General features: G+C 59.8%; 18 protein-coding genes. 8 read left to right on the top strand and 10 right to left on the bottom strand.

Features of this window, described 5'->3' with window-relative positions; translation table 11 throughout:
* Positions 1-4 precede the first annotated feature (4 nt).
* Both ACYVDM_RS08995 and ACYVDM_RS08990 read left to right on the top strand, forming a co-directional pair.
* The gene (locus ACYVDM_RS08995; RefSeq protein WP_415786654.1) at positions 5-1,606 is read left to right on the top strand and encodes an AMP-binding protein; all 1,602 of its coding nucleotides are present in this window, start codon (positions 5-7) and stop codon (positions 1,604-1,606) included.
* A gap of 11 nt (positions 1,607-1,617) precedes the next feature.
* Positions 1,618-2,391 (top strand): GntR family transcriptional regulator, encoded by a 774-nt coding sequence (locus ACYVDM_RS08990; protein ID WP_415786656.1) that lies wholly within the window; start codon positions 1,618-1,620, stop codon positions 2,389-2,391.
* A gap of 41 nt (positions 2,392-2,432) precedes the next feature.
* On the opposite strand, the gene ACYVDM_RS08985 is transcribed toward ACYVDM_RS08990, so the two are convergent.
* Positions 2,433-2,690 (bottom strand): accessory factor UbiK family protein, encoded by a 258-nt coding sequence (locus ACYVDM_RS08985; protein ID WP_415786658.1) that lies wholly within the window; start codon positions 2,688-2,690, stop codon positions 2,433-2,435.
* A gap of 740 nt (positions 2,691-3,430) precedes the next feature.
* On the opposite strand from ACYVDM_RS08985, the gene glnK reads away from it, so the two are divergent.
* The gene (gene glnK, locus ACYVDM_RS08980) at positions 3,431-3,769 is read left to right on the top strand and encodes a P-II family nitrogen regulator (RefSeq protein ID WP_012249555.1); all 339 of its coding nucleotides are present in this window, start codon (positions 3,431-3,433) and stop codon (positions 3,767-3,769) included.
* Between the two features lie 37 nt (positions 3,770-3,806).
* Positions 3,807-5,045: an ammonium transporter gene (gene amt / locus ACYVDM_RS08975; RefSeq protein ID WP_415786660.1), complete on the top strand. Its 1,239-nt coding sequence runs from the start codon at positions 3,807-3,809 to the stop codon at positions 5,043-5,045.
* Between the two features lie 99 nt (positions 5,046-5,144).
* Here the strand turns inward: amt and ACYVDM_RS08970 are convergent, their stop codons facing one another.
* Complete coding sequence (locus ACYVDM_RS08970) at positions 5,145-5,795, bottom strand: TetR/AcrR family transcriptional regulator (protein ID WP_415786662.1); 651 nt, start codon at positions 5,793-5,795, stop codon at positions 5,145-5,147.
* 93 nt (positions 5,796-5,888) lie between these two features.
* Between ACYVDM_RS08970 and ACYVDM_RS08965 the strand changes: the two genes are divergently transcribed.
* Positions 5,889-7,199 (top strand): MFS transporter, encoded by a 1,311-nt coding sequence (locus tag ACYVDM_RS08965; protein ID WP_415786664.1) that lies wholly within the window; start codon positions 5,889-5,891, stop codon positions 7,197-7,199.
* Between the two features lie 99 nt (positions 7,200-7,298).
* Here ACYVDM_RS08965 and ACYVDM_RS08960 read toward each other — a convergent pair whose 3' ends face one another.
* On the bottom strand, positions 7,299-8,009 hold the full coding sequence (locus ACYVDM_RS08960; RefSeq protein ID WP_415786666.1) for a GntR family transcriptional regulator: 711 nt from the start codon (positions 8,007-8,009) through the stop codon (positions 7,299-7,301).
* Between the two features lie 130 nt (positions 8,010-8,139).
* Here ACYVDM_RS08960 and ACYVDM_RS08955 point away from each other — a divergent pair, with 130 nt between their 5' ends.
* From ACYVDM_RS08955 to ACYVDM_RS08945, 3 genes are read left to right on the top strand one after another with little or no spacing between them, the layout of a single operon-like run.
* Positions 8,140-9,135, top strand: a complete 996-nt coding sequence (locus tag ACYVDM_RS08955; RefSeq protein WP_415786668.1) for a Bug family tripartite tricarboxylate transporter substrate binding protein — start codon at positions 8,140-8,142, stop codon at positions 9,133-9,135.
* 53 nt (positions 9,136-9,188) lie between these two features.
* Positions 9,189-9,998, top strand: a complete 810-nt coding sequence (locus ACYVDM_RS08950; protein WP_415786670.1) for an enoyl-CoA hydratase/isomerase family protein — start codon at positions 9,189-9,191, stop codon at positions 9,996-9,998.
* A 20-nt stretch (positions 9,999-10,018) separates the two neighbouring features.
* Positions 10,019-11,281, top strand: a complete 1,263-nt coding sequence (locus ACYVDM_RS08945) for a CaiB/BaiF CoA transferase family protein (protein WP_415786672.1) — start codon at positions 10,019-10,021, stop codon at positions 11,279-11,281.
* Positions 11,282-11,341: 60 nt separating this feature from the next.
* On the opposite strand, the gene ACYVDM_RS08940 is transcribed toward ACYVDM_RS08945, so the two are convergent.
* The 7 genes from ACYVDM_RS08940 to ACYVDM_RS08910 all read right to left on the bottom strand — a co-directional run bounded on the left by ACYVDM_RS08940 (position 11,342) and on the right by ACYVDM_RS08910 (position 20,957).
* Positions 11,342-12,067, bottom strand: a complete 726-nt coding sequence (locus ACYVDM_RS08940) for an ABC transporter ATP-binding protein (protein WP_415786675.1) — start codon at positions 12,065-12,067, stop codon at positions 11,342-11,344.
* Complete coding sequence (locus ACYVDM_RS08935) at positions 12,064-12,870, bottom strand: ABC transporter ATP-binding protein (RefSeq protein ID WP_415786677.1); 807 nt, start codon at positions 12,868-12,870, stop codon at positions 12,064-12,066. The genes ACYVDM_RS08940 and ACYVDM_RS08935 overlap by 4 nt, the downstream gene beginning before the upstream one ends.
* On the bottom strand, positions 12,867-13,949 hold the full coding sequence (locus tag ACYVDM_RS08930) for an ABC transporter permease subunit (RefSeq protein WP_415786680.1): 1,083 nt from the start codon (positions 13,947-13,949) through the stop codon (positions 12,867-12,869). Before ACYVDM_RS08930 ends, ACYVDM_RS08935 begins: the two co-directional genes overlap by 4 nt.
* A complete protein-coding gene (locus ACYVDM_RS08925; protein WP_460475412.1) occupies positions 13,946-14,797 on the bottom strand; it encodes a branched-chain amino acid ABC transporter permease in 852 nt (283 codons plus the stop codon). The genes ACYVDM_RS08930 and ACYVDM_RS08925 overlap by 4 nt, the downstream gene beginning before the upstream one ends.
* A 194-nt stretch (positions 14,798-14,991) precedes the next feature.
* Positions 14,992-16,137, bottom strand: coding sequence for a branched-chain amino acid ABC transporter substrate-binding protein (locus ACYVDM_RS08920; protein ID WP_415786684.1), 1,146 nt, complete (start codon positions 16,135-16,137; stop codon positions 14,992-14,994).
* 206 nt (positions 16,138-16,343) lie between these two features.
* Entirely contained in the window at positions 16,344-20,165 is a 3,822-nt protein-coding gene (gene putA, locus ACYVDM_RS08915; RefSeq protein ID WP_415786686.1) for a trifunctional transcriptional regulator/proline dehydrogenase/L-glutamate gamma-semialdehyde dehydrogenase, read from the bottom strand.
* A gap of 144 nt (positions 20,166-20,309) precedes the next feature.
* The gene (locus tag ACYVDM_RS08910) at positions 20,310-20,957 is read right to left on the bottom strand and encodes a PqiC family protein (protein WP_415787073.1); all 648 of its coding nucleotides are present in this window, start codon (positions 20,955-20,957) and stop codon (positions 20,310-20,312) included.
* Between the last annotated feature and the right edge of the window lie 9 nt (positions 20,958-20,966).

Genomic DNA, 20,966 nt, shown 5'->3' with positions numbered 1-20,966 from the left:
ACACGTGGATTTCTACGCCCTGCTGTCGCAGCATGCCCAGACGGCACCGGATCGGATCGCGATCGATGACAACGCGCGTCAGCTGCACTATGCCGGCCTGTTGGCCGAAGTGGATCGGGTGGCGGCACTCCTGGCGCAGCGGGGTGCGCGCCGGGGCGATCGCCTCGCGCTATGGATGCCCAACTGCGTCGAATGGCTCGTGACCTTCCTGGCCAGTGCTCGACTGGGGATGACCGTCGTCGCCGTCAATACGCGTTTCAAAGAACAAGAGGTGGGCCAGCTCCTCAAACGTGGCCGATGCAAATGGCTGGCTTTCTGGCCGGCATTTAAGGGCCTGCCGTTTATCGAAACGCTCCAACGCGTCGATCCCACTGTCGTCGGGCAGTTGCAAGGCATCCTGACCATCGGAGACGAGTCCGCAGCCCACCCCCTACGCGACCACTGGCCGGCGCTCGACCTGATTCCCTATCCTGGCGTCGCCACCAGTCACTCCCTGAACGACCCCGGCCAGGCGGAAGATGGCGCGCTGGTTTACACCACCTCGGGCACCACTTCCGCACCCAAGCTCGTCTTGCATCGTCAACAAGGCTTGATCCGCCACGGCGGTATGGCGGCCACCGCCTACGGCGTGACGGCGCAAAGCGCGGTGCTCATTGCCGCCCCCCTATGCGGCGCATTTGGGTTCTCCACGATGCTCAGCGGCCTTGTGCCGGGAGCCACCCTGATTTCGTTGGCCGTCTTCAACGCCAAGACGACAGTGCAACAGATTCGTGAACACGCCATCACGCACACGTTTGCAAACAACGAGCTTATTGATCTGCTATTGAAAGAAACCGCGGGCGAGGCGCAACCCTTTCCATCGCTGCAGTACATGGGCTACGCCAGTTTTGCTCCGTCGATGGACGATCTGCCCGAGCGCGCGCAACAAGCCGGCATCCCGATTGCCGGACTATACGGATCCAGTGAACTGCAGGCGCTCGTCGCCGGTCACCGGCTGGACGCGGACTGGCAATATCGGCGCGCCGCCGGCGGTACCCTGGCCTCGCCCGACGGCCGCGTTCGTGCCATCGATCCCGAGAACGGCCACGTACTGCCTCACGGCGCCATCGGACAAATTGAGATCAAGGCGCCAAGCCTGATGTCGGAATACCTCGACAATCCCGACGCCACGAAAATCGCCATTCACCCCGATGGATTCTTCTGCACGGGGGATCTGGGCTTCACCGTGGACGAACGCACTTTTATCTTCCAGGGCAGAGACGGCGAACACCTACGCCTGGCGGGCTTTCTGGTCAACCCAATGGAAATCGAGGCCTTTATCCGCGGCCTCGATGGCGTCCAGGCCGCGCAGGTCGTCGGTGCGGAGCTCAACGGAAAAACGGTGCCCGTGGCGTTCGTCATCGCCTCGACAGAAGCCGACGTGGATGAGGAACGTATCATCAACGCCTGCCAGACGTCCATGGCGAAATTCAAGGTTCCCGCGCGGGTCGCATTTGTCGAGCAGTTTCCGATGGTCCAAAGCGCGAACTCCAATAAAGTGCAAAAGCACGAACTCAAGCGGATTGCGCAAACGCTGCTTGAGGAAAACCCTCACGCTACCCGCTAGAAGGGTCTTCTATGTCGCTACGCCCGACGCTCAAATCCCCGCCCAACGCCCACGCTTCCGAGGTGCTCTCTCGCAGCAAGCAACCGATCTATCTGCAGTTGGTTGCCGAGTTTCGAAGCAATATTGCGCAGGGGGTATGGGCGCCGGGCGCGCAAATCCCTTCGTTAGAAGAGCTCATGGCCAAGTACCGTGTCGCGCGGATGACTATCCGAAACGCGATCGGCATTCTCGAGCAAGAGGGGTACATCCGCCGCGGGCGTGGCATCGGGACCTTTGTCCAGGCCAAAATTCCGACCGTGGCCGAGCTGCAGATCCCGTCCAACTGGGAAGAAACGGTGGCCCTGAGCGACGTGCTCGGCACGGAAAGTCTCTTTGATCGCGAGGATGCCATCGCCGGTCTGCCCGACTTGGGTATGCAATTCAACGGAAACTATGCCCAGGCGTATCGCTACCTATGCCGCCTGCATGTTAAAGACGGTGTGCCCTACTGCTTTAGCGAAGTCTACGTAGCGGACGATCTCTTCAAGGCCCATCGCGCGGCCTTTCTGAAGTCGGCCGCCGCGTCGGTGATCGCCCGCATTCCCGGACTGGCCCTGCACGCCGCCCGTCAAAAGATCACGATTGCGGGCGCGGGGATTCAGTCTGCCAACGCTCTCAACTTGAACGTCGGCGATAGCGTGGCCGAGGTGCGTCGTTACGCCTGTGACGACGCACGCCTGATCTATTTCGCGAGGCTGGAATTTCCGACCAAATTCGTCAAGCTGGAGTTTGATTTATTGCGGTGAGCAGCTTGCACGCATCGGGCGATCCATAACGACTGACGCGCTCAGGCTTGTTTGCTTTCCAGCGCGGTGACGCGCGCCTCGAGTTGCTCGACCTGAGCCGCCAACTGGTCGACGCGCTCACGGGCGCGCGCCAGCAGTTCGGCCTGCACGTCGAACTCTTCTCGAGTGATCAAATCCATTTTCGTAAAAGCCTGCCCCATCACGGCCTTTACATTGCGCTCTAGATCGGCCGCCGGGCTGCGGGCGATCAGGTCAGACAGATTTTTCTGGAAATCTTCGATCCATTGGGTGCGGTTCATGACGTCCTCGCATTCGCTTTTCTCAATGCGACAGTGTAGACCCGAAAGGCTGCCCCAAAAAAACCGCGCCACGTCTTTGGCTTGCTCCGCCCACGTGAACGGATATCCAAAGGTCGGACTCATATCCAATCTTTGGGTCAGTTAAAAAAGGATTTTTTCTTGGGATGGCCGTGCGAAAAAAAATGGGCGGGCCGTACACGGCACCGCCTCAAAGCACAGGAGAAAATCGAATTGCACCAGAAGACTTTGCATTTGGTACGACCCCATTCTTGCTGACCTTGCGCCCCGCAACAAGCCACTTGGTGTAATCCCGCGTTTCAGCGCACTCGATACATTGCTGCGAAAAACGCGGTGAATCTCGCCATTTTTTTCAATGCAAGAATGGCCGAAAATTCGTCGTTTACCCGTATGGGTAGTGTCACAACACCGTCGTCGACCCAAGAACCGTCAACAAACCGGCGTTGCGACACACGTAAGGACCGTCGAAACACGGGCAGCAATTTGATACAACCATCCCGGAAAATTCATATTCTGTTTCAGGCATCCCTGTGTCGGTGCGAGGCACCACAAAAGGGATTAATCGCGGGCATAACAGCACCATTTTGGTGCAATGACAGGCAGGTCACGCACTAACTTAGGACGCGCGCCCACTCAAAACTCAACAATCACGGCCTCAGACAAAGATGGCACGCATATTGCTTATTTCCCCATGCGTGAATGCAACCATCAGAGGAACTGCCATGAAACTCATCATCGCCATCATCAAGCCGTTCAAACTCGACGAAGTACGAGTCGCGCTGTCCGGGATCGGCGTTCAGGGCCTGACCGTCACCGAAGTCAAGGGCTTTGGTCGTCAAAAGGGACACACAGAGCTATATCGAGGTGCGGAATACGCCGTCGACTTCCTCCCCAAACTCCGTGTCGAGGCCGCTGTCCCCGACCATTTGGTCGATCAGGTCATTGACGTCATCGAACAGGCTGCCCGCACCGGCAAGATCGGCGACGGGAAGATTTTTACCGCCCCGCTGGAACAGGTCATTCGTATCCGGACGGGTGAGTCCGGCGAAGCCGCACTGTAAGCACAACGACATAGCAAGATGTATTGGAGCCTGAAAAATGGATAAAGCGGATATTTCCTGGGTGCTCGTCTCAACCCTGCTCGTGTTGATGATGGCTGTTCCTGGACTGGCGTTGTTCTACGGCGGCCTGGTGCGCAGCAAGAACGTACTGTCGGTCTTGTTGCAAGTACTCTGCACGTTCGCGTTAGGCGTCGTGCTGTGGTTTGTGTACGGCTACTCGCTGGCCTTCACAGAAGGCAACGCTTTCTTTGGCGGCCTGTCGCGCACGTTCTTCTCTGGCATGTTCACGCCCGCCGATGGTTCGTATTCGATGTCGGGTTCGCTGCCCGAAATCCTGTTCGCCTCGTTCCAGGCGACGTTTGCCGGCATCACCTGCGCCCTGATCGTAGGCAGCTTCGCCGAACGCGCGCGCTTTTCCGCCGTGCTGGTCTTCACCGTCATCTGGTTTACCTTTGCCTATGTGCCCATCGCACATATGGTGTGGTACGCCTCGGATGCGACCTCGGGCCTGTTGAATGCACGCGGCGCACTGGACTTTGCCGGCGGCACGGTGGTGCACATCAACGCCGGCGTAGCCGGCCTGGTGGGCGCGTATGTGGTTGGCAAGCGCGTGGGCTACGGCCGCGAAGCCATGCAGCCCCACAATCTGCCCATGACCTTCATCGGCGCAGCCCTGCTGTGGGTAGGCTGGTTTGGTTTCAACGCCGGCTCCGCTTTGGCAGCGAGCGACGGCGCCACGCTGGCCTTCTTTAATACGATGATCGCCACCGCGGGCGCCGTGCTGGCATGGTTGTTCACGGAATGGGCCATCAAGGGCAAGCCCTCGATGCTGGGCGCAGCGTCGGGTGCCATCGCAGGTCTGGTGGGGATTACGCCGGCGGCCGGTCTCGTGGGCCCTGGCGGCGCACTGATCATCGGTATCGTCGCCGGTATCGTGTGCGTCTGGGGTGTCAACGGTCTGAAGCGCATGCTGCGCGCCGATGATGCGCTGGACGTATTCGGTATCCACGGCGTGGGCGGCATCGTGGGCGCCCTGCTGACGGGTGTGTTCAACGCGCAGGCCCTCGGTGGCCCGGGTCTGGAAAGCTCGGGCGAAATCCTGGGCCAAGTCTGGATTCAACTGGAAGGTGTCCTGCTGACCATCGTGTGGTCGGGCGTGGTGGCATGGATTGCCTACAAGATCGCCAACATGCTGTGCGGCGTACGCGTGCCGGAAGACCAGGAACGCGAAGGCCTGGATGTCACCAGCCACGGCGAATCCGCGTACCACAGCTAATCAAAGAAAAGGGGATTGACGCCGCAGTCAGATCGCGCGGCAAGCAAACTTCCCAAGGGGAAAACCACCGATGTGAAAGCATCGGTGGTTTTTTTTGCGTTACGCCGGCGTAACGATGCTGGCGTCGATCAGTTGGTTGGCCACGGCGGGAAGATAACGCGCGGGCCCGCCTTGGCCGAACACTTGGCAGGATACAAACGCCCCTTCGAGTAACAGCATCAATCCGTCAGCGAGCATGATCGGGTCCGTGGCGCCCATCTCCGTCGCCAGCACCACCATGCGTGTGCGGAGTTCGGCCTTGTGGGCAACGGCAACCTGATGAGCGGGATGCGTAGAATCGGGGTACTCGACAACGGCGTTGGTGAGCCCACAGCCGCGATAGCGGGTGCCTGAGTCCGATGACGCGGCCTCGCCGGCCGACCGTTGCGCCACCCCCTCGAAATACATCAACAGTATCGCTCGTGGGTCGCCAGGATGGGTGTCTTCACCGGCGTTGAACTTGGCCCAGAATTCCGACTCGTAATCGCGCAGGTACGACGCTGCCAGTTCGTCCTTGGACGAAAAAGTGCGATATAGGCTGGGTTTGGTGACCCCCGCCTCAGCCACTAGCGCGTCTACGCCGACCGCACGAATGCCATCCTTATAGAACATCCGGCGCGCGGTCTGACGAATGCGCTCTGCCGCCAGCTTTGGAGGGGTCGTCTTGGACGATGGCTTAATCGCGGTGGGTAAAGCAGTCTTGCGGGCCATAGTGGTGCTCCTGACATCGACTCAACATTTTACTTGACGATGTTACTGACCGGTACGTAGCATACGAAGTTCCGTAACGTACTGGTCAGTAACATGAGTATATCTCACCTCCCTCGCCCCTTTCGGCATTATGGTCAGCGCTACGCGTTTGTCGTTGTCGCGGTGATTTTTCTTTCGCTGTTGGTGTCGGCGGGCCTGCGTTCCACCCCGAGTGTGCTGCTCCTGCCATTAGAGGAGAACTTTGGCTGGAGTCGCGCCACGACGTCGTTGTCGGCCGCGATAGGGATTTTTCTGTATGGATTGGTCGGCCCGTTTGCCGCCGCCGCGATGGAACGCTTCGGCGTGCGCCGGGTGTTGATCGCCGCGCTGGCATTGATGTCCGTATCGACCGGCGTCAGCAGCTTCATGACGGAACCCTGGCATCTGCTATTGACTTGGGGAGTATTTTCGGGGATAGGCTCTGGCGCAGTCGCCGTGGTGCTGGGCGCGACGATCGTTAACCGGTGGTTCTCATCGCGCCGTGGATTGATGATGGGTTTGCTGACGGCCAGCACGGCCACGGGAACGTTACTGTTTTTGCCCGGCTTGGCCGCCCTCGCTTCATCGGGTGACTGGCGTCGCGCGGTATGGGCCGTCGCGGCGGCGACTGCGGCACTGGTGCCGCTGGCTTGGTGGTTGGTACCCGATCGCCCCGCCAGCGTGGGCCTGACACCGTACGGGTCGCCGCCTGATACCCCCCCGACAGCACCCGCGCCACGTACCGGCTTGTTAGCCGCGACCTTTGGGGCGCTCAATCGTGCGATCCGCATACGTGCGTTCTGGTATTTGTTCGCGACGTTCTTTGTCTGCGGCTTTACGACGAATGGCCTGGTCGGTACCCATTTGATCGCGCTGTGTGGCGACCACGGGATTCCCGAGGTGCGTGCAGCGGGGCTGCTTGCCGTGATGGGGATTTTTGATTTGATTGGCACGACAGCGTCGGGGTGGCTGACCGACCGCTACGATCCGCGCAAGCTGCTGTTCGTCTACTACGGGCTGCGAGGGCTCGCATTGATGTACCTGCCCTACTCCGATTTCTCGTTTTATAGCTTGTCGATCTTCGCAATCTTCTTTGGCCTGGATTGGATCGCGACCGTACCGCCGACCTTGCGACTGGCAACCGAGGCTTTCGGTGATCGCGATACGCCCATTGTCTTTGGCTGGATCGTAGCGGGTCACCAGGTGGGTGCGGCGACGGCGGCCTGGATGGCGGGCTATATCCGCGACACACAAGGCAGCTATTTGATGGCATTTGTGTTTGCGGGCGCCACCGGCATCATCGCCGCCATCCTGGCGTTGATGATCCGACGTTCGACAGGATCCTCGGCGGATACGCCGGAGCCAAATACGCTCGCGACGAGCTAATACGAAATACGGTCCGCCCCTCGAGTGCGGCGGGCTGGAATTTCCTTGTTGTGGGAATTCTGCTTCGGCTCACTACGGTTTACGGGGCGGATTGCCCGCTCACGGCGCCACCGCGGGCGTCGCCCGTACCGCTCTCATCTGATACGATTGGCGGCCTTTCAGGTGGTCTCGGATCAACGATTCCGCCTGTTCCCCGTCGCGGCGCAGCAAGGCGCTGACAAACGCTTCGTGATCGTTCATCGCCTTGGTCCATTCGTCCAGGTCGAAATTTGAGCGATAGCGCAATGCCTGTACTTGCAGATTGAATCGGTCGTAGGCATGCGTCAACGCGGGGTTGTGCGCAGCGCGATTGATCGCGATATGCGTGCCCATGCTGGTCGCATAGTAGGCGCGGATATCCCGGTTGTTGTAGTGATCCCAGGTTTGCGCGTGCAACTGCGCAATATGCGCCAGTTCCTCATCGCTGGCGCGCTCGACCGCGCTGCGTGCGGCGAGCCCCTCCAGCACCGCCAGCACATCAAAAATATTCTCGATATCGGCGGCCGACAATTCCACCACCATCGCGCCACGCTTGGGCTGTAAGGTCAGAAGCCCATCGGAAGCCAACATCCGGTAGGCCTCGCGCAACGGCGTGCGCGAAATTTTGAGGCGATCGCATAGATCGCGCTCGTTTAGCCACGTGCCCGGCTTTAACGTGCCGTCGATGATCAACTGGCGCAGCCGCTCTGCCACGACAGCCGGCAAGGTGGGGTGGTGAATGGCCAGATCCAGGGAGGACTGGTCAGAAACCGAAACGTCAAGGTTAGCCATAGGTTGTTCGCATTTTCTAAATCGACTATCGTTGTATCTGGTATACCAAACACCAAAGGTATACCAAGCCTGTACCCATCATAGAGCAAGCAATGCCAACACAGGTTCACTAACTGAGGAGACATACACTATGCATATCCCTACTCGTGCCTGGGCCAGCGCCCTGGTGACCGCCGTGCTGGTTTCCGCCACCGGCCCCACTCTAGCCCAGGATGCGTCGAAATGGCCGGAACGTCCCATCCGGTTAGTCGTCGGTTTTGTACCTGGCGGCGGTACGGACGTATCCGCGCGAATTCTGTCTGCGAAGCTCTCTGGCATCCTGGGTCAGCAGGTCGTCGTGGAAAACAAACCCGGTGCATCGGGCCTGATCGCGTCCGATTATGTGGCCAAGGCGGATCCCGATGGCTATACCCTGCTGCTTGCCAACATGCAGTCTACGGTAGCCGCGCCCTATGTCGTGCAGTCGACGATCGATCCTATCAGGGACTTCACCGCGGTCCGCTACATCGGCTCGGTACCCAACGTGCTGGTGATCAATCCCACCAAACATAACTACACCAGCGTGCAGAATCTTATCGACGATGCCCGAGCTCACCCCAAACAATTGCTGTACGCGTCATCCGGTCAGGGCAGTCCGCAGCACCTGAGCGCCGCCAGGTTCTCGCAGATTACCGATGTGGAAATGGAACACGTCCCATACAAGGGTAGCGGCCAGGCCATGACCGACCTGTTGGGCGGCAATGTCGACATGAATTTCGACACACTGCCTGGTGCGATTGGCCAGATCCAGGCTGAAAAACTACGCCCACTGGCCGTGACCAGCGCACAGCGCAGCAAGCGGTTGCCCGATGTGCCCACCCTGGCCGAAGCCGGGATCAAAGGGATGGACATCGTGCAATGGTATGCCATTTTGGCGCCCGCCCAATTACCCAAGCCGATTCTGGAGAAGCTCGATAAGGCCTTGTCGCAAACACTGGCGGACCCCGACACTCGCAACAAGCTGACCGAACAAGGTATGAACGTGGGTGATGGTCCGACCACGCCGGCAGCCTTCGCCAGCTATATCCAGGACGAATGGGCCAAGTACGGAAAGATCACCAGCAGCCTGGGCTTGACCAAGCCGTGAACCGCCCCCTACCCGAGGACACGTCGTCCCCGATTAAACGCGGAAGGAATCCTATGAATGCGCCCTCTCCCACCAACGCGGCTGGCGAGTCGCTGGTTCAGGTGCAACGCGATGGCGGCATCGTAACCGTCATCCTGAATCGCCCGGAAAAGCTCAATGCCTTCACCATCGATGGCTGGCGACTGCTGGGCGACACTTTTCTGGAACTGAACGAAGATGACGACGTGCGCTGCATCGTGTTGCGTGGGGCGGGCGAGAAATCCTTCTCCCCAGGCAACGACATCAGCGAATTCGAAACCTCGCGCAGCAATAAACAACAGGCGGTGGCATACGGGGCGCTCATGCGTCGCACGATTGAGTCTCTGGCCAATTGCCGTCACCCGATTGTGGCGCAAATTCATGGGATTTGCGTCGGCGGCGGGCTGGAAATCGCCAGCTTGGCCGACATACGCATTTGCGGTGAAAGCTCGCGCTTTGGCGTGCCGATCAAGAATCTCGGCCTGGTCATGTCGTATTCAGAGTTATCGCCTCTGGTACGCTTGGTAGGACCCACCGTGGCGTTGCAGGTGCTGCTGGAAGGTACGGTTTTTGACGCGGCCGAGGCGCTGCGCTTAGGCGTGGTCACGCGCGTCGCCGCCGATGATCAGGTCGCCGCCGAGGCCCAGACAACCGCGCGCCGCATCGCCGATGGTGCGCCACTGGTGGCGCGCTGGCACAAAAAATTCGTTCGAAATCTGGTTGCAGGAAAGTCATTGACCGATGCTGATCGCGACGAGGCCTTCGATTGCTTTGATACTGAAGACTTCCGCACTGGTTATCGTGCCTTCTTGTCCAAAGAAAAACCACAGTTCAGCGGACGCTGAGTACTGATTCAGGAGCACCTATGCAAAACGATCCATCCGCGACACCTACCCCCCCTGCCGGCGCGGCCAAGGGTGCACTGGCAGGCATGCGCGTGATTGAGCTTTCCCAGATCATGGCGGGGCCGACCTGCGGCATGATGTTGGCCGACATGGGCGCCGACGTGATCAAAGTCGAAAAGATCAACGGCGGCGACGATTCACGGCAATATCGCGACCCACAGATCAATGGTATTTCGGCGCCTTATTTGATGCTGAACCGGAACAAGCGCGCCATCGCGCTGGACTTGAAGCACCCAGAAGGCAAGAAAGTCCTGCTGCGCATGATCCGGGATGCCGATGTGGTCACCGAAAATTTCCGTAAAGGCACGATGGAGAAACTGGGTCTGGGCTACGAGACCCTGCGCCAAGAGAACCCTGGCCTGATTTACTGCGCGGTATCCGGATATGGCTTGTCGGGCCCTTATGCGGACAAAGGCGGTTTTGATTTGGTCGCGCAAGGCTTCTCGGGCCTGATGGCCATTACCGGAGAACCTGGCGGCCCGCCGCTGCGTACCGGAAACTCGGTCGCGGATATCAATGCGGGCCTGCTGGCGGCGTTCGGCGTGTTGGCCGCGTATCAGCACAAGCAGCGCACGGGTGAAGGCCAGATTGTCGAAACCTCGTTGCTGGAAGCCAGCTTGCAGCAACTGTATTGGCACGCAGCCATTTACTTTGGTAGCGGCGTATCGCCCGGGCCGACCGGATCGGCTCATGTCTTGAGCGCGCCATATCAAGCGTTTCCCACCAGTACCGACTGGATCATCATCGGTGGTGCGAATGAAAAGAATTGGCAGCGCATCACGACGGCCATGGGCAAGCCCGAATGGGCGGACGACCCACGCTTTGCGCGTAATCGCGATCGAATGAACAACCGCGATGAGCTCGTTGAATTGATGTCCACGATCCTGAAAACGCGCAGCGCGCAGGAATGGCTGGATGTCTTCGATGAGGCCGGTGTGCCCGCCGGTCCTGTGCATTCGATCGCGCAGGCACTGTCGCATCCACAGACGTTGGCACGCGGCATGGTAGTGGAACAGGAGCATCCCGTCGCGGGCACGGTGCGCACCGTCGGTATGCCCGTCAAGCTATCGGCCACACCGGCGCAATACCATCGCCCGGCACCGCAACTGGGTGAAGACACGATCGCTATCCTCGGCGAATTCGGCTACAGCGCGCAAGAGATCGATACCTTGATCAATACGGGCGTCGTATCCGCAATCAATCGCGAATCCCCCGCTGCCTAAATGATGCGGTGCAGACGAGGGGCCGGGGCATGATGAACGGCCCCGCCCTGCCGCCTGCCGTCAAAGCTCGCCCAGATACGCCTCGCGGACTTTTGGGTTGGTCAGCACGTCACGCGCGGGACCAGACAGCGCCAATTCGCCAGACTCCATCACATAGCCGCGATGGCTGTGCTCCAACGCCAGCTTGGCATTTTGCTCGATGAGCAAAATAGTGACACCCTCGTTGGCAATGGTGCGCACGACTTCGAAGACTTTTTCCACCATGAGGGGAGCCAATCCCATCGAGGGTTCGTCCAGCAACAGCAATTTGGGGCGGGCAATCATCGCTCGGCCCATGGCGACCATTTGTTGTTCGCCGCCCGACAGCGTACCGGCCGCTTGTTTGCGACGCTCGGCCAACCGGGGAAACAAGGTGAACACGCGCTCGGTATCCTGTCGTATCTGCACCGCATCGCGCCGCGTGTACCCGCCCATGGCCAGGTTTTCTTCGATCGTCAGTTGACCGAAAATACCTCGCCCCTCGGGGACCATCACCAAACCGCGACGCACGAGCTCAAACGATTTGCGACCATTGATGGATTGACCATCGTATTGCACATCGCCGCCAGCCAAAGGCACCAGGCCACATATGGCTCGCAGCGTCGTGCTCTTGCCCGCGCCATTCGCGCCGATCAGGCAAACCAATTCGCCGGCATCGACGTGAAGGTCAATACCGCGCACGGCACGAATACCGCCATAGGCGACCTCTAGATTACGCAACGCTAATAAGGGTTGAGATGCGCTCATGGTACGGTGTGCTCCGAATGCGGCGCCTGAATGTCCTGGGCGGCGCCAGCACCTAGATAAGCTTCAATGACTTTCGGATCGCGTTGTACCTGTGCAGGCTTGCCCATGGCCAAGACCTTGCCGTATTCCAGGACGAGCACGCGATCGCATAATCCCATCACGAGTTTCATATCGTGTTCAATGAGGAGCACGGTGATTCCATCGTTACGGATCTTTTCGATCAGCTGGCGCAAGACCACAGTTTCTGATGCATTCATGCCCGCCGCAGGCTCGTCCAGTGCCAGCAGCTTGGGCTCGGTGGCAAGCGCCCGTGCGATTTCCAGGCGCCGTTGGTCGCCGTAAGACAACGAGCGAGCGACATCGTTGGCACGTGGGCCGATGCCGACATAGTCGAGTAACTCGTGGGCACGTCGTTCGATGGCAGCCTCTTCGGCTCGGGTCGCAGACGTACGCAGTACCGCACCCAACACCCCGGCGCGGGTGCGCACGTGTCGCCCGATCATGACGTTTTCGATGGCACTCAGGTTGGCGAACAAACGAATGTTTTGAAAGGTGCGCGCCAGGCCGACTTGGGCAACCTCGTGCGGTTTGCGTCCGGTGAGTGGCTTGCCGTTGAACGTGCAGCTCCCCTCTTCCGGGATATATAGGCTCGTCAATACGTTGAATAGCGTCGTTTTACCCGCGCCGTTTGGGCCGATCAGGCCGTAGATTTCACCGGCTTGAATATCAAAGCTCACGCCGGACAAGGCTTGTAAGCCACCAAAACGCTTGCCCAGACCTTCTGCTTGCAAAATGATGCTCATGCTCGACCTCCGGTCGTGCCTGCCAGCTCGCGCTTGCGCACGGCAGAGGGCCACAGTCCGGCGGGCCGGAACAACATCACGCAAACCATCGCCAGGCCAAACAGCAGCATGCGGATGCCTTCGGGGTCGAGCACGACTTCGCCGAATATCAGCCGCTGCACGGGCTCGACCACGGCACGCAGAAACTCGGGTAAGGCGGCCAACAGCACGGCGCCCAGAATCACGCCGGGGATATTACCCATGCCGCCGAGCACCACCATACACAGAACGGAAATAGATTCGGTCAGGCTAAAACTCTCGGGGCTGACGAAACCCTGCATGGACGCAAACAACGCGCCCGCAACGCCCCCAAAAGATGCCCCCATCGCAAATGCCAGGAGCTTGACGTTACGCGTATTGATCCCCATGGCCTTGGCGGCGATTTCGTCTTCACGTATGGCCTCCCAAGCTCGGCCGATACGTGAATTTTGCAAGCGCATGCACACCAGCACGATCAGCAAGGTAATGCCCAACAGCAAGTAATAGTACTTTTCGGGACCGGTAAAGCGTATGCCAAGCAGCGTTTCTGTACGGCCGAACATGAACTCGCCGACCTTGAAGCCATCTATACGGTTAATGCCCTGCGGCCCGTTGGTGATGTTGATCGGCGCATTCAGATTATTAAGGAAAATGCGGATGATTTCGCCAAAACCCAAAGTCACGATGGCGAGATAATCACCGCGTAATTTGAGCGTAGGTGCTCCCAGCAGTACGCCAAATACGCACGCCACGCCGAGGCTGATCGGCAAGATCGCCCAGAACGGCAAGTGCAAGCCAAAGTGCGGTGACGCCAGCAATGCCCAGGCATAAGCGCCTACCGCGTAAAACGCGATATAACCCAGATCGAGCAAGCCGGCAAAGCCCACCACAATGTTCAGGCCCAGGGCCAGCATCACGTACAGCAAGGCAAAATTGACGATGCGCACCCAGCTTTGCCCGGCCATGCCCAGCACGAACGGCAGCACGGCCAATGCAACACCTATCAGGACAATACCCAGCAGGTTGCGACTCGACACGCCGCGAGACTTAGTCGTCGTCATGCGCGATCTCCTACACGCTCACCGAGCAAGCCCGACGGACGGAAAATCAACACCAGCACGAGCACCACAAAGGCAAAGACGTCTTGATAATGACTGCCCAAGAAGCCGCCGGTGATGTCACCGATGTAGCCTGCACCCAGCGATTCGATGACGCCCAGCAACAGTCCGCCCGCCATCGCTCCGACCATATTGCCGATACCGCCCAACACCGCAGCAGTAAAAGCCTTGAGGCCCAGCATGAAGCCCATGGTGTACTGAGCGACACCGTAATAAGTGGTGACCATCATGCCGGCAATAGCGGCCAACGCTGAGCCAATCAAAAAGGCAGCCGAGATCACCGTGTTGATATTGACCCCCATCAAACCAGCGACTTCGCGGTTTTGCGCGGTCGCACGCATGGCGGTACCCAGGCGGGTCTTGTGCACGACGGCAAACAATGCGCCCATGATCAATGCAGCGATCAGCACAATGGCCATTTGCAACGAGGTTATGCGCGCACCCGCCAGTTCGAAGACCTGGGGCTGCAAGACTTGCGGAAAGCTCAGGTAGTTGCGCCCCCACACCATCATGGCCAGGTTTTGCAAAATGATCGATACACCGATGGCGGTGATCAATGCGGCCAGGCGCGGCGCACGGCGCAGCGGCCGATAGGCCACGCGCTCGGCGGTCCAGCCAACAGCCATGCACAAGGGCACGGCCACAAGCAGGCCCACGCCCAACACAACAACGGCCGATACCGTGGGGTCGCCTCCCACCAGGGAGGTCGCAATCATGGTGGCCGCCATGGCCCCTATCATGACCACATCGCCATGCGCGAAATTGATGAGCCCGATGATGCCGTACACCATCGTATAGCCCAAGGCGACGAGCGCGTACACGCTACCCAGCGTCAGGCCATTGATAAGCTGCTGAATGAAGATATCCATAGGGATGCTGAGCCTTTGAAGTGCTCGTAGAGAAAACGACCGCGCCGCGCGGACCCGATGCCGCGTGACAAGTATGCGGCGGTGCGGGCACCCTGTGCCCGCACGCGATGCCTGGCTTAGTTGGCTTGACTAACCATGGTTTCGACCATTTCCCATTTACCGTTCTTGACTTGGTAAATAGTGACCGAGATTTCTTTCAGATCACCCTTGTCGTCGTAGGCGATGTGTTCGCTGGTCGCGCCTTTGCGCTCGATCGCTGCCAGCTTGGGCAGGTAGTCTTCGGGCTGGGCGGAACCCGCCTGCTCAATGGCCGTGATCATGGTCCAGGCGCCATCGTAGGCATAAGGGGCATAAACACCGGGTGACTTTTTAAAGCGCGCCTCGTAGCGTTGCGCGAAGTCTTTGCCCGCTGCCATCTTGTCCAGCGGTACGCCCGCCAACGACGCATACGTGCCCTCGGCGGCATCACCAGCGAGCTTCAGGAAAGTATCACTGCGGGTCATTTCACCTGACACCAGCGGCGCCTGGATTCCCAGCCTGACCAATTGACGCTTCATCGGACCGGATTGCGCATCCAGACCACCGTAGAAAATCGCATCAGGCGCGGCAGCCTTGATGTTGGTCAGAATGGCGGTAAAGTCATTGGCCTTGTCGGTGGTGTATTCGCGACGCACGATCTCGCCGCCAGCCTTTTTAACGGCCTTTTCGACCTCGTCAGCCAAGCCCTGTCCGTAAGCCGTACGGTCGTCGATGATGGCGACTTTCTTGCCCTTGAGGTTGTCGACGATGAACTTGCCCACGGCAGCACCTTGCTGCGTGTCGCTGGTCATCATGCGAAAGGTCGTGTCGTAGCTCTGGTTGGTGTACTCGGGCGAGGTGGCCATGGCGATTTGCGGCAACCCGGCTTCGTTGTACACGCGCGAGGCGGGAATGGTCGTCCCCGAATTGAAGTGACCCAGGATACCCTCGACCTCTTCGTCAACGAGTTGTTGCGCCACCTGCACCGCCGTGCGGGGATCGGCCTGATCGTCGCGCGACACCAGGATGAATTTGGCCGTTTCGCCATCAACCTTGATGCCTTTTTTGTTGGCCTCTTCGAGCGCCAGCGTCAGACCGTTTTGCATGTCTTCGCCGTAGTGCGATTGCGGACCGGTCAGTGGTGCGGCAAAGCCGAACTTGATGTCTTCGGCATGGGCCATACTGACGAAGCTGGCGGCAGCCAGCGCGGCGACCAGTGCCGGTGGGGAAAATACAAATTTCATGTCAACCCTCCTTTGTGAATGGGGTACTCGGTAGGCATACTGCGGCTTTTGGCACAGGTGCCTTTTCTCATGTAGAAAAAAGGAATGTCGAGCCCTTGCGAGGTCTTTCGAAAAAGCTCAACTTTCCCGTCATTTGCCGATAAAGTTGCACCGGATTTTTGACCAGGTGCAACCTGCTCGGCTATTAGCGATAACCCGTGCGTCACTCAACCAATAGACATCAGGCTGGCGTTTCCGCCAGCCGCGGTGGTGTTCACACTAATGGAACGCTCAGCCACGAGTTGCTCCAACGTATAGGCGGCGCCGGCCGCCAAGGCGTCCGGCGTCAGCCCTTGAACAATCAGGATGGGACCGTTGCGCGACGCAATGCGCTCGTTCCAGGCACGCAAGTTATCTCCGTCGCCCTCGAACAATACGCCCTGAAATACCGCCTCATCAACTTTGTCATCCGCAAGCAGCGTGACGCTGGCTTGCGATCCGGAACCCGCACGCCAAGCCTGTACGGCCGGGGTATCGAGGAACAGCGCCTTGTTGCCGGACGCCTGGGCAGCCGCGTACTGGGCCTGTGCGCCCGCCTCGGTAGCCGCCACGCACAACACAGTGCCACGCGGGTGCAGATGATAGGTATTTTGCTCGCCCGTGGGGCCCGGCAACGTTTGCATGCAGGGTGAGGACAAAGACACGTCCTTCTCGACGCCAGGGGGCAGTCCAGCGGGCCGCAGTGCCAGCAAACGGTACAGATACAGCGGACCTCCCGCCTTCGGGCCGGTACCGGACAATCCCTCGCCGCCAAAGGGCTGCACGCCCACGACTGCGCCTACGATATTCCGATTGACGTACATGTTTCCGGCATGCGCCCGCTGTGTCACATGCCCAATGGTTTCGTCGATACGGCTATGCACGCCAAAGGTCAATCCGTAACCCGTCGCGTTGATCTGATCCAGTACCTGATCCAGGGCGTTACGCTCATAGCGCAATACATGCAACACCGGACCGAAGACCTCGCGGGTGAGCGCGTCCACACTACCGATCTCGATCAACGTGGGAGGTACGAACATGCCGTAGCGGCACTGGCTATCGAGCTCGACCTGATCGATTCGATGGCCGGCGGTACGCATTGTCTCGATGTGACGCAGGATATTGTCGCGGGCATCCGCGTCGATCACCGGACCCACATTGACCGCTAATTGATCGGGATTACCCACGCGCAATTCGCGCATGGCGCCCCGCAGCATGTGCAAGATGTGATCCGCGCTGTCTTCCTGGAGGCACAGCACGCGCAATGCGGAACAACGCTGGCCTGCCGAATCGTAGGCGGAGTTCAACACGTCGAACACGACCTGCTCTGCCAGTGCGGACGAATCCACAATCATGGCATTTTGACCGCCCGTTTCCGCAATGAGCGGAATGGTATGGCCATGATCATCCAGGCGACGCGCCAAGGTGCGCGCAATCAGACGCGCCACATCGGTAGACCCCGTGAACATGACGCCATCGATGGCGGAACTGTCTACCAGTTGTGCGCCGACGGTTTCGCCACGCCCTGGCAACAACTGTACGGCGCCCGCGGGCACGCCGGCCGACCGCAGGATCTGCACGGCCTGCGCGGCGATCAGGCAGGTTTGCTCTGCCGGCTTGGCGATGACGGAGTTACCTGTTACCAGCGCGGCCGCGACCTGCCCGGTGAAAATGGCCAGTGGGAAATTCCAGGGGCTGATACATAGCACCGTTCCCAACGGACGATGGGTATCGTTACCGAACTCGCGCTCGGCCTGATCCGCGTAATAGCGCAGAAAATCGACAGCCTCGCGGACTTCGGCAATGGCGTTGGACAAGGACTTCCCTGCCTCTCGAACGATCAAGCCCAACAGCGGCTGCATGCCTTCTTCGAGAAGTTGCGCGGCGCGACGCAGGCACTGCGCGCGCTCGGCCACCGGCGTGGATTGCCAGATCGGCGCCGTGCTTTCCGCCAGGCGCAAAGCCGCGTCAACCTCGGCGGGCAGTGCCTCGATGACATGACCCACGAGATCGCGTTGATCCGCGGGGTTGCGCACCTCGATCACCCGCGCGGTATCCCAGGCGATACTGGCCTCGCCCAGCATAGGCAGCGCCTGCCACGGGGTGGCGGCACTGGCCAACAACGCGGCCGCGAGCGACCCCAGTCGATGCTCGTTAGTGAGATCCAGGCCCGCGGAATTCAGGCGTGCGCCACTGCTGGCCGGGCCATAGAGTTCACGCGGTAGCGGAATTTGCTCGTGCGGTGCGCCCAGCGGCGAAATGCACGCGGCCACATCGACCGGGTCCGCCACCAACTGATCGATCGAAATGCTTTCATCGCCGATCAGATTCACGAACGAGGTATTGGCGCCGTTTTCGAGCAGACGACGCACCAGATAGGCCAACAAGGTCTCGTGCGTGCCCACGGGTGCATAGATGCGGCACGGCCGGTTCAGCTTGCCCTGTGCGAGCGGCCCGACGACCTGGTCATACAGAGGCTCGCCCATGCCGTGCAAGCACTGGAATTCGTACTGCCCGGGATAGTAATTTTGGCCCGCCAACTGGTACACCGCCGACAGGGTATAAGCGTTGTGCGTCGCGAATTGTGGATACACGGCTTCGGGTGCGCTCAAGAGCTTGCGTGCACAAGCCAGGTACGCTACATCGGTATAGACCTTGCGGGTATACACCGGATAGCCTTCCAGGCCATCAACCTGCGCTCGCTTGATTTCCGTATCCCAATAGGCGCCCTTGACCAGGCGCACCATGATGCGATGCCGGCTGCGGCGCGCCAGATCGATCACATAATCGATCACGAAAGGCGCACGTTTTTGGTAGGCCTGGATCACGAACCCAATGCCATTCCACCCCTCCAGCTCGGGCGCCAGGCAGAGCGCTTCGAGCAGATCCAGGGAAATCTCCAGCCGATCGGCTTCTTCGGCATCGATATTCAACCCGACGTCGTACTGGCGCGCCAGCAGCGTCAACGCCTTGACGCGGGGCAGCAACTCGACCATGACGCGCTCGCGCTGCGCACGCGAATACGTGGGGTGCAATGCCGAGAGCTTGATGGAAATGCCCGGCCCCTCGTAGATGCCGCGACCCGCGGCGGCCTTGCCTATGGCATGAATCGCCTGTTCATACGAGGCGTAATAGCGATCCGCGTCTTCGCTAGTGGTCGCGGCCTCGCCGAGCATGTCGTACGAATACCGAAAGCCTTTGGCCTCGTGTTTGCGGTTGTTGGCCAGCGCCTCGGAAATCGTCTGGCCTGATACGAATTGCTCGCCCATCATGCGCATGGCCATGTTGACGCCCTTGCGCACCAGCGGCTCGCCGCCTTTGCCGATCATGCGCGTGAGCGCTTTTGACAGCGATTGCTCGCTATTGACCGCGACGAGCTTGCCCGTGAGCATCAGCCCCCAGGTGGCGGCATTGACGAACAGCGATTGCGAGCCGCCCATATGGGCGCGCCAGTCGCCGCGCGAGATTTTGTCGCGAATCAGGGCATCGCGCGTGGCTCGATCGGGGATACGCAATAACGCCTCGGCCAGACACATCAATGCCACGCCTTCCTGGCTGGACAGGGAGAACTCCTGAATCAGCCCCTCGACACCGCCACCGCCGCCTTTATCGCGCAACGCCTTCACCAGGCGCGTGGCCATGGCGTGGATTTTCTCGGGATTGGGCATACGCGCCTGGCCCAGCAGCAGCGGCACGCACTCGGGCTCGGGGCGACGATAGGCCGCGGTGATCGCCGCGCGCAGCACCGACTGCGGCTGGACGTCCTGGCCAAATTCAAAGAATGGTGGTGTGGGGGTCTGCGCACCGGCATCGGTATCGCCAATGTCGGCTTTGCCCTGGGAAAGATGCAGGATCTCCGCGGGTAGCTGGCCGCGTTCGATTTTGTCCAGGTATGCCAACAATGCCTGCTTGTGTAGCCAGTGCGGGGTGCAATCCAGTTTCCGCGCGGCGGCCTTCAAGCGGTCACGCAAGGTGTCGTCCACCTTGACGCCCAATGTGGTGCTGCTCATGATGCGTGCAGTTCCTCAGTTATGGCAAGCCACTCGCGGGCGCAAGGCACCACGATACAGGGTTACCCATTCAGTGATACCCGAATACTAAGGAAGATATAACCAATTTTGAATTATGGTTAACCTTTAAGGGTTAACCCTATTTTATTGGGCGCAACCCAGCAGCTGTACTTGTCCGGAGGCCGGTGTCGCACGCGCGCCCCCGGACTGAATCGCCGAGGCAATAGTGTCGGCCAGCAACACAACCGCCTGCTGCTGCGCATGCACCAGCGACCCTACCACATTGATCTGATCGGCAGGCACCTGCACCACCGAGCCGCAAATCAGGGCGCGGCCATTCTTTACATTGATGGGACGCACACGCCACGTGGCATCCAATCGCGCCGGTCCACCCTCGACCATGTCAAAGCGCTGCACATCGACCTGGATGCGCCACACAGGGATGTCCTTGGCGGGCGACAGCGTCTGCACGTTCAGCGCCCCCAGCGTGCGTGTCAGGGTGTCCGTCAGCGCCGAACCGATCTCGTTGCCCAGCGATGCGCTCCAGCGATCCGAATAAAGCGGTGTCAGGGCACCATTGTTCTGCCCTTCTCGCAGCATGATCTGCGGTTGATCGGCCTGCTGCGGCACCGTCACAGGCGCCAGCTCGATTTGATAATCCACGCGCGGCACGTTCGCGGGGGCCGCTTGCGGTGCCGGTTGCAATGTGTAGAAACGTACGGGAGGCGAACTGCCGCAACCGGCCAGGGCGGCTGACAGCGCCAGCAGGGACAAAAACGAAATGCGTCGCATGGCAGACAT

The organism is Bordetella tumulicola, assembly GCF_054779135.1.
The sequence above is the reverse complement of the archived record's forward strand: the minus strand, read 5'-3'. Positions and strand labels throughout refer to the sequence as shown.